This window comes from Pseudoxanthomonas sp. LjRoot204_2, assembly GCF_056175765.1.
In genome coordinates this window covers 1-8,617 of the sequence record NZ_JBGFFG010000114.1, presented here as the reverse complement: position 1 = coordinate 8,617, position 8,617 = coordinate 1, and the positions used below count along the sequence as shown (strand labels likewise).

Here is an 8,617-nt window from a genome sequence, read left to right as displayed (position 1 = left end):
CTGCTGGACGAACCGACCTCCGCGCTGGACCCCATCTCGACCAGCAAGATCGAGCAGCTGATCGAAGAGCTGAAGCACCAGTACACCATCGCCATCGTCACCCACAACATGCAGCAGGCCGCGCGCGTGTCCGACTACACCGCCTTCATGTACCTGGGCGAGCTGGTGGAGCACGACGTCACCTCGACGATCTTCTCCAACCCCGGCAAGCAGCAGACGGAAGACTACATCACCGGCAGGTTCGGCTGAGGACGCCCATGAACACCCAACCCAACGACCATATCGTGAAGAGCTACGACGAAGAACAGCGCCGCATCGTGGCGGAGATCGTGCGCATGGGCGAGACCGCCGTCGCCCAGCTGGAGGCCGCGCTGGACGTGGTCGAGCGCCGCGACGACAAGGCCGCGCAGCGCATCATCGCCAACGACGAGGCCATCGACGCCATCGAGCACCAGGTCAGCCACGACGTGATGCACCTGGCGCTGCGTGGCCCGATGGCGCGCGACCTGCGAGAGATCCTCGCCGGCCTGCGCATCCCCGCCGACATCGAGCGCATCGGCGATTACGCGGCCAATGTCGCCAAGCGTTCCATCGCGCTCAATGTGTCGCCGCCGATGCCACAGATCACCGGCCTGCGCGCGCTCGGCAAGCTGGCCGCCCGCCAGGTGCGCGACGTGCTGGTCGCCTACCAGAATGGCGATGCGGACCAGGCCGTGCAGGTGCGCGAGCGCGACGCCGAACTCGACGCGCACTACACCGCCCTGTTCCGCGAACTGCTGACCTACATGATGGAAGACCCCCGCAACATCACGCCGTGCACGCACCTGCTGTTCATGGCGAAGAACCTGGAGCGCATCGGCGACCACGCCACCAACATCGCCGAGAACATCTGGTTCCTCGTACACGGCGAACAGCCCTTGCCGCCCCGCGACAAGCGCGACGAGACCAGCACCACCGGCGCGGTCTGAGATTTCCGCACCGCAGCACCCCCGCGCCCCGCTTCCACGCGGGGCGCGAGCATTTCCGGGCATGCATACGGCCGGCTAACGGACTGCGTCTACACTGTCGCCACTTCCCGTGCGGCTCCGCCGCACCTCACTGGAGAGCATGACGATGTCCAAGACGAACAAGCCTGCCGCGGTCGCCATTGCCCTGGCCGGAGGCCTCGCCCTGACCGGTTCCGCGTTCGCGATGGAGCCGCTGTCGCAGGGTTACCTGCTGGCGGGCCAGGAAGCGGCGAAGGCGGCCGAAGGCAAGTGCGGCGAAGGCAAGTGCGGCATGGCCAAGGCCGACACCGACAAGGACGGCAAGGTCTCGCAAGCCGAATTCAACGCAGCCCATCCCGACAAGGCCGCGAAATTTGCCGAGATCGACACCAACAAGGACGGCTTCATCGATGCCGCCGAGCACAAGGCCCATGCCGGCGCCAAGGGCGCGGAGGGCAAGTGCGGTGAAGGCAAATGTGGCGAGGGCAAGTGCGGCGGCACCAAGAAGGCCGGCGAGACCAAGTAAGTCCGAAGCAGGCCCCGGCGTTGCGCCGGGGCCTGCGCTTGCATCCGCATGATCACCCTTCCTCCCGCCTCCGCCGGCCTGGGCCTGCGCCGCGCCCTGCTGGACGAACTGCTGGCCGCGCCGGCCGGGGCGTTCGACTTCCTCGAATGCGCGCCGGACAATTGGCTGGGGGTGGGTGGACGCTACGGCGATGCGTTGAAGACCCTGGCCTCGCAGTATCCGATCACCTGCCACGGACTGTCGCTGTCGCTGGGCGGCACGGCGCCGCTGGACGATACGTTCCTCGCGCGCACGCGGCGCTTCCTGGACGAATACCGGGTGGTGCTCTACAGCGAACACCTCAGCTACTGCACCGACGACGGCCATCTGTACGACCTGATGCCGATCCCGTTCACCGAGGAGGCGGTGCATCACGTCGCCGCGCGCATCCGCCACGCACAGGACGCGCTGGGTCGGCGGATCGCGGTCGAGAACGTCTCCTACTACGCCGCGCCCTACCAGGCGATGGATGAAGTCGACTTCATCACCGCAGTGCTCGATGAGGCCGACTGCGACCTGCTGCTCGACGTCAACAACGTATTCGTCAACGCCATCAACCACGGCTATGACGCATGCGCCTTCCTCACGCGCATGCCTTCGGCGCGGATCGCGTCGTACCACATCGCCGGCCACTATGACGAAGCCGACGACCTGAAGGTCGATACGCATGGCGCCCCGGTGAAGGACGACGTGTGGGCGCTGCTGTCGCAAGCCTATGCCACGCATGGCGTGCGCCCCACGCTGCTGGAGCGCGACTTCAACTTCCCGCCGCTGGCCGAGCTGTGTGTCGAACTGCAGCGCATCCGCGCCCTGCAGGCGCTGCATCTTCCTGGCACAGCGGCGCGGGCGACGCATGGCTGACCCCCTGCACGACATGCAGTTCGCGTTGTCGCGCCACCTGCGTGATCCGTCCTCGCATCCGCCGCCGCCCGGCATCGAAGCGCGCCGGCTGGCGATCTACCGCGACCTGTTCTTCAACAACATCGAAGCCCTGCTGGCCGGCAACTTCCCGGTGATCCGGAAGACGCTGGGCGAGGACGCATGGCGCGTGCTGGTGCGCCGCTTCTACGCCGACCACCGTAGCCATACCCCGCTGTTCCCGGAGATCGCGCGCGAATTCATCCGCTACCTGGAAACGCGCGACGACGACCTGCCCCCTTGGCTGCGCGAACTCGCGCACTACGAATGGGTCGAGCTGGCGCTGCAGATCGCCGACGATCCCGTGCCAGCGCATGACCCGCACGCCGACCTGCTGACGGGCGAACCGGTGGTCTCGCCCTTCGCGTGGGCGCTGGCCTACCAATGGCCGGTGCACCGGATCGGTCCGGACTTCCAGCCCGATGCGCCGCCGGTCGAACCGACGCTGCTGCTCGTGCGTCGGGATGCGGAACACCAGGTGCGCTTCGCGGCGATCTCGCCACTGGTCTACCGGCTGGTCGAACTGCTGGGCGAAGGCGGTCGCAGCGGTGGCGATGCGGTGCGTCAGCTGGCAGCGGAGGCAGGAGTCGACGACGTGCCCGCCTTCGCCGACCAGGGCGCCGCAATGCTGGTGCGCATGCGCGACGAAGGCACCGTGCTCGGGACGCGCACGCCTGCACTGTAGGAACGACGCAAGTCGCGACCGCACGACACGGGCGACCAGGACATCACTGCAGGCCAGCAACCGGGGCATGGCGTCCGCCCTTCATGCGGCCCCCTCATTGTCACTGGAGTGGCAGGTTGACGGTCGCGACTTACGTCGCTCCTACAGAAAACCTGGCCGACGTTGGGTTTCCAGCCGAGGAAGCACCCGCGCCCTCTGCTACCCTTTCCCGCATGGAAAACGCTGCCGAACCCGTCCGCATCACCCCCATGGCCCACCGCTTCCGCGGTTACCTGCCCGTGGTGGTGGACGTGGAGACCGGCGGCTTCGACTGGAGCCGGCACGCCCTGCTCGAAATGGCCGCGGTACCGCTGGACCTGGACGAGAACGGGCTGCTGGTCTGTGGCGAAACCGCGAGCGTGCACCTGCATCCGGCGCCGGGCACCGAGATCGATCCGAAATCGCTGGAAGTCACCGGCATCGATCTGGACCACCCGTTCCGCTTCGCCAAGCAGGAGAAGGAGGCGCTGGACCACGTGTTCGCGCCAGTGCGCGCGGCGGTGAAGAAGCACGGCTGCCAGCGCGCGATCCTCGTCGGCCACAACGCGCACTTCGACCTCAATTTCCTCAATGCCGCCGTTGCGCGGGTAGCGCACAAGCGCAACCCGTTCCATCCCTTCAGCGTGTTCGACACGGTGACGCTGGCTGGCGTCGCGTACGGCCAGACCGTGCTCGCCCGCGCCGTGCAGGCCGCCGGCTTCGACTGGAATGCCGACGACGCGCACTCGGCGGTCTACGACGCCGAACAGACCGCGCGCCTGTTCTGCAAGATCGCCAACATGTGGCCGAAGCCGTTGGGCTGATACCTCGCACAGGACGGCGTCATGCGGTTGACTGCGATCCAGGCCGACATCACTGCGCTGCAGGTCGACGCCATCGTCAATGCGGCGAACAGTTCGCTGCTCGGCGGCGGTGGCGTGGATGGCGCGATCCATCGCGCGGCGGGTCCGGAGCTGGTGCACGAATGCCGACTGCTCGGCGGCTGCGCCACTGGCGAAGCGAAGATCACGCAGGGGTATCGCCTGCGGGCACGCCATGTGAACCATACCGTCGGTCCGGTCTGGCGTGGCGGTGGACACGGCGAGCCCGCCCTGCTCGCTGCGTGCTACCGCAACAGCCTGGCGCTGGCGGAAAGGCACGGCCTGCGCAGCGTCGCTTTTCCCTGCATCAGTACCGGTATTTTCGGCTATCCCGCGGAATCCGCCGCACGCGTCGCGGTCGACACTGTCCGTGCCGTATTGTCTGCATCGCCCACGCCGCCCGAGGTGATCTTCTGCTGTTTCTCCGGCAGCGACCTGGCGGTCTACCAGGCCTCGCTCGCCTGACTACGCTTCACCGTTGGCCGCGGTCTGCACCGGCGGACGCGAGGTCATCGCCGCGCCGGCGGACGCGACGATGATCGCCGCGATCGCCAGCCACTGCAGCAGCGACAGGCGCTCGTGCAGGAACAGCAGGCCGCACAGGGCGGCGATGGCCGGTTCCAGGCTCATCAGCATGCCGAAGGTGCGCGTGGGCATCTTCGTCAGCGCCACCATTTCCAGGCTGTAGGGGATCGCCGTGGACAGCAGCGCGACCGCCAGGGCGATGGGCAGCAGCGCTGGCGCCAGCAGCGCAGCACCGGCATGCGCGACGCCGAACGGCACCGCCACCGCCGCCGCGATGCAGCTGCCGATGGCGACCGTCTGCGGCCCGTGCGCATTGCCTGCCCGTTGGCCGAACACGATGTACATCGCCCAGCAGGCGCCTGCGCCAAGCGCGTAGACCGCTCCCACCGGATCCAGCGCCTCGGCACCCTGCTCCGGCACCAGCAGCACCAGCCCGGCGACGGCCAGCACGACCCACACGACGTCGCGCAGATGGCGCGAGCCGAACAGCGCCACGGCCAACGGACCCGTGAATTCGAGTGCGACCGCGATTCCCAGCGGCACCGTTTCCAGCGACTTGTAGAACAGCAGATTCATCAGCCCCAGCGACGCGCCGTAGAACACCAGCAGAGGCCACTGCTCGCGGGTGACGCGCGCGTGCCAGGGCCGGAACACCGCGACCAGCATCACCGTCGCCAACGTCAGCCGCAGCGCCGTGGCGCCGGTCGCCCCCACGGCGGGGAACAGGCCCTTCGCCATCGACGCGCCCGCCTGTATGGACAGCATGGCGATGAGCAGCAGTGCGATCGGCTGCCAATGCAGCGAGGCATGGGAATTCGGGGACGACATGACGGCATGACCTGCGCGCGCCGGGAGCGCCGCGCTTGAAGAAGGGAAGGAATGCGCACTATATTGCGCAGACCGAAGCTTACCGGATGCGCAATATAGTGCGCAACCCCGCCCATGAGTGTGCTGGAACACGTCGCCGAGAACATCCGCCGCCTGCGTACGGACGCAGGTCTCAGCCAGCAGGCCCTGTCGGTGGCGGCGGACGTCTCCCGCCGTATGCTGGTGGGCATCGAATCCGGCGATGCGAATGTCAGCCTCAACACCCTCGACCGCATTGCCGAAGCCCTGAAAGTGACCTTCGCGGACCTGGTGAAGCCGCCGAGTGCCCCGGGTCTGGACCGTATCGAAGCCTTGGCCTGGAGCGGCCGCACGCCGGGCTCGCAGGGCGTGCTGCTGGCCACCGCACCCGCCTCACACGATGTCGAACTGTGGGCGTGGACACTGATGCCCGGCGACCGCTACTTGTCGGCGGCCGATCCGGCCGGCTGGCACGAGATGTTCTTCGTCATCGAAGGCCATCTGGTCGTCGAGCTCCCGGACGGCGACCACATCGTCGCGGCGGGCGACTTCTTCGTATTCCCGAGCGATCGCGACTACGCCTACCGCAACGATGGCGACACGCCGCTGCGCTTCATCCGCAACGTCGTGCACTGAAACCGAGGAACATCACTTCTTGGGTGCGGTGATGCCGTGCCGCCGGAGGATCTCTCGCACCCGGTCGAGCGGGATGGCCTCGACGGTCTCGCCATTGCCGCTGACCGTGGTGGCCATGAAGAGCGAATTGTAGATCGCTTCCTCGACCGCCTCGACGCTGGCCTGGAAGACGGCACTCATCTGCTCGTTCGCCAGCTCCGAGGTGTCCAGCCGGGGCGCATCGAAGGCGCGCCGCACCGACTCCGCGGTGGAGAACGCGAGGACGTAGTCGCCGCTGCCGTTGGATGCGGAGCTGCCCGTGCGACCCAGGCCCATCATCGCGCGCGACGCGACGCGGCGCAGGTTGCGGTCGGCCAGCGGGGCATCGGTGGCGATGACGATGATGATCGAACCGTCGCCACGATCATCCGCCGGACCACGACGACCATCGCCCTGCATCGCGACCGCCTTCTGGAAGGCGTAGCGATCCAGCTCGCGGCCGACCGGCGCCCCCGACACCTGCAACACGCCACCGAAGTTGCTCTGTACCAGCACGCCGACCGTCCAGCCGCCCAGCGACGCAGGCAGCTTGCGCGATGACGTGCCGATGCCGCCCTTCCAGCCGAACGCCACCGTACCGGTGCCGGCACCGACGCTGCCTTCCTGCACGGCACCGCTCGTGGCGTCATCCAGCGCGCGGCGCACGGCGTCGGCCGTGACCGGACGCGCGCGGATGTCGTTGAGGCCTCCATCGTTGGTCTCGCCGACCACGACATTGAGCGAGCGCACCTGCTGCATGTCGGGCCGGGCCAGCATCCAGTCCGCCATCGCATCGGCGGCCTTCCATACGCACAGGGTGCAGGTCAGCAGGATGGGGGTTTCGAGCTCGCCGAGTTCGTTGACCTGGGTACTGCCGATGAACTTGCCGAAGCCGTTGCCGACGTGCACGGCAGCCGGCACGCGCGAGCGGTACACGTTGCCGGGGTGCGGCAGGATGGCGGTGACGCCCGTGCGTACCTTGTCGCCCTCCTTCAACGTCACCTGGCCGACCCGCACACCGGCGACATCGGTAATGGCGTTGTACGTCCCCGGCGCGAAGATGCCTGGCGCCACGCCCAGGTCTCGCGCGTGAGCGCGCGGCGCGTCCTGCGCGAAGGCTGCGAACGAGGACAGCCCCAGCAGCAGCGCCACCAGTCGCGGAAACGGAGGATGCGGCATGCGGGACACGTGGACTCCTTTACTGGCGCTGGCGGACCGCCTCGAACAGCGTGATGCCGGCGGCGACCGACACGTTGAGGCTTTCGATGTCGCCCGGCATGGGGATCTTCACCAGCCCGTCGCAGTGTTCGCGCGTCAAGCGGCGCAGGCCGTCGGCTTCGCCCCCGAGCGCCAGCGCGACGTTGCCGCGCAGGTCGGTGGCGTACAGCGACGCCGTAGCCTCGCCGGCCAGGCCGTAGATCCATACGCCGAGCTGTTGCAGGTCGCGCAGGCAGCGGGACAGGTTGGTGACCTGCACGACCGGAATCCGGTCCGCCGCACCCGCCGAGGTCTTGCGCACGGTGGCATTGACGCCGACCGACTTGTCCTTGGGGATGATCACCGCGGTCACGCCGGCCGCCGCGGCGCTGCGCAGGCACGCGCCGAGGTTGTGCGGATCCTGCACACCGTCCAGCACCAACAGCAGGGCCTTGCCTTCGGCGCCCTCCACCAACCCCTGCAGTTCGTTCTCGTCCCAAGTGGGCGCAGCGGCATAGCGTGCGGCGACGCCCTGGTGGCGCAGCGAACCGGCCACGCCATCCAGCGCCTGCCCGGTGACGCGGCGCACGTCGATGCCCTTGCGGCGCGCGTTCTCCTCGATCTCGGTGAGGCGCGCGTTCTTGCTGCCGCCTTCGACCAGGATCTCGCGCACGTTGTCGGCGTCGTTCTCGACCGCCGAGGCGACCGCATTGACGCCGACGATCCACGAATTCTGCTTGCTCATGCGCTGTAAGGCCGCGTTGGAAAGGGCGGCATTATCGCACCGACCGCCCGCTCAGCGTGGCGGCCAGGCCGCCGTGTCGTGGTCCGGATGCTGGAACGAGACCACCCCTGCCAAGAACGCCGCAGCCGCCTCATCCTCCTCGGTGCGCCGCTGCGGCAGTGCGGACAGGGCATCCACATAGGGTAGCTTGCCCTCCACGCCGTACTGCACCCAGGGCGCCAGCCCGGACGGATCATCGAACGCACCGGCTGCGAGAGCCACCCCATCCGGTGCTTCATAGGTCAGCGGCGTGCCGCACTCGGCACAGAAGCCTCGCCGCACCACGTTCGAGGACTGGAAGCGCTTCGGTTCGCCGCGCGTCCACGCGAGCACCGCGCCGCGCGTGGACACCAATGGCGCGTAATACGCACCGAAGGCTTTCTGGCACATCCGGCAGTGGCAGATGGAGGCGTCCTTCAGGTCGCCGGTGACGCGGAAGCGGACCGCGCCGCATTGGCAGCCGCCGGTGTGGGTCTGGGTGGACATAGCAGCTCCTCATCAAGCAGGGGAAACGAGAACCGACGCCGTCATCCCGGCGAAAGCCGGGACCCAGCGACT

The 8,617-nt window shown here is 68.0% G+C and carries 12 protein-coding genes; 8 read left to right on the top strand and 4 right to left on the bottom strand.

Going from position 1 to position 8,617, the window contains the following annotated elements; translation table 11 throughout:
- The 7 genes from AC04L7_RS07350 to AC04L7_RS07320 form a co-directional block, all read left to right on the top strand.
- The coding region (locus AC04L7_RS07350) for a phosphate ABC transporter ATP-binding protein (protein ID WP_475512755.1) at positions 1–249 on the top strand (249 nt) is incomplete at its 5' end.
- Positions 250–257: 8 nt separating this feature from the next.
- Positions 258–968: a phosphate signaling complex protein PhoU gene (gene phoU / locus AC04L7_RS07345; RefSeq protein WP_299342842.1), complete on the top strand. Its 711-nt coding sequence runs from the start codon at positions 258–260 to the stop codon at positions 966–968.
- A 145-nt stretch (positions 969–1,113) separates the two neighbouring features.
- On the top strand, positions 1,114–1,512 hold the full coding sequence (locus tag AC04L7_RS07340; RefSeq protein WP_296280426.1) for an HvfA family oxazolone/thioamide-modified RiPP metallophore: 399 nt from the start codon (positions 1,114–1,116) through the stop codon (positions 1,510–1,512).
- Positions 1,513–1,560: 48 nt separating this feature from the next.
- Complete coding sequence (locus AC04L7_RS07335; RefSeq protein WP_296280424.1) at positions 1,561–2,412, top strand: HvfB family MNIO-type RiPP peptide maturase; 852 nt, start codon at positions 1,561–1,563, stop codon at positions 2,410–2,412.
- Positions 2,405–3,154 carry an HvfC family RiPP maturation protein gene (locus AC04L7_RS07330; RefSeq protein WP_296280422.1) on the top strand — a complete coding sequence of 250 codons (750 nt, stop codon included), beginning with the start codon at positions 2,405–2,407 and terminating at the stop codon, positions 3,152–3,154. The genes AC04L7_RS07335 and AC04L7_RS07330 overlap by 8 nt, the downstream gene beginning before the upstream one ends.
- A 212-nt stretch (positions 3,155–3,366) precedes the next feature.
- Positions 3,367–3,996 carry a ribonuclease T gene (rnt, locus tag AC04L7_RS07325; RefSeq protein ID WP_435999662.1) on the top strand — a complete coding sequence of 210 codons (630 nt, stop codon included), beginning with the start codon at positions 3,367–3,369 and terminating at the stop codon, positions 3,994–3,996.
- Positions 3,997–4,017: 21 nt separating this feature from the next.
- Entirely contained in the window at positions 4,018–4,518 is a 501-nt protein-coding gene (locus tag AC04L7_RS07320) for an O-acetyl-ADP-ribose deacetylase (protein WP_296280420.1), read from the top strand.
- On the opposite strand, the gene rhtA is transcribed toward AC04L7_RS07320, so the two are convergent.
- Positions 4,519–5,406, bottom strand: a complete 888-nt coding sequence (gene rhtA / locus AC04L7_RS07315; RefSeq protein WP_435999664.1) for a threonine/homoserine exporter RhtA — start codon at positions 5,404–5,406, stop codon at positions 4,519–4,521.
- A 114-nt stretch (positions 5,407–5,520) separates the two neighbouring features.
- Between rhtA and AC04L7_RS07310 the strand changes: the two genes are divergently transcribed.
- The gene (locus AC04L7_RS07310; protein WP_435999666.1) at positions 5,521–6,060 is read left to right on the top strand and encodes a helix-turn-helix domain-containing protein; all 540 of its coding nucleotides are present in this window, start codon (positions 5,521–5,523) and stop codon (positions 6,058–6,060) included.
- Between the two features lie 12 nt (positions 6,061–6,072).
- On the opposite strand, the gene AC04L7_RS07305 is transcribed toward AC04L7_RS07310, so the two are convergent.
- The 3 genes from AC04L7_RS07305 to AC04L7_RS07295 are packed head-to-tail and all read right to left on the bottom strand — an operon-like array spanning position 6,073 to position 8,545.
- A complete protein-coding gene (locus AC04L7_RS07305) occupies positions 6,073–7,257 on the bottom strand; it encodes a DmpA family aminopeptidase (protein ID WP_436001055.1) in 1,185 nt (394 codons plus the stop codon).
- A 19-nt stretch (positions 7,258–7,276) separates the two neighbouring features.
- Positions 7,277–8,020 (bottom strand): 23S rRNA (guanosine(2251)-2'-O)-methyltransferase RlmB, encoded by a 744-nt coding sequence (gene rlmB, locus AC04L7_RS07300; RefSeq protein WP_299342831.1) that lies wholly within the window; start codon positions 8,018–8,020, stop codon positions 7,277–7,279.
- Positions 8,021–8,071: 51 nt separating this feature from the next.
- The gene (locus tag AC04L7_RS07295) at positions 8,072–8,545 is read right to left on the bottom strand and encodes a GFA family protein (protein ID WP_299342829.1); all 474 of its coding nucleotides are present in this window, start codon (positions 8,543–8,545) and stop codon (positions 8,072–8,074) included.
- Between the last annotated feature and the right edge of the window lie 72 nt (positions 8,546–8,617).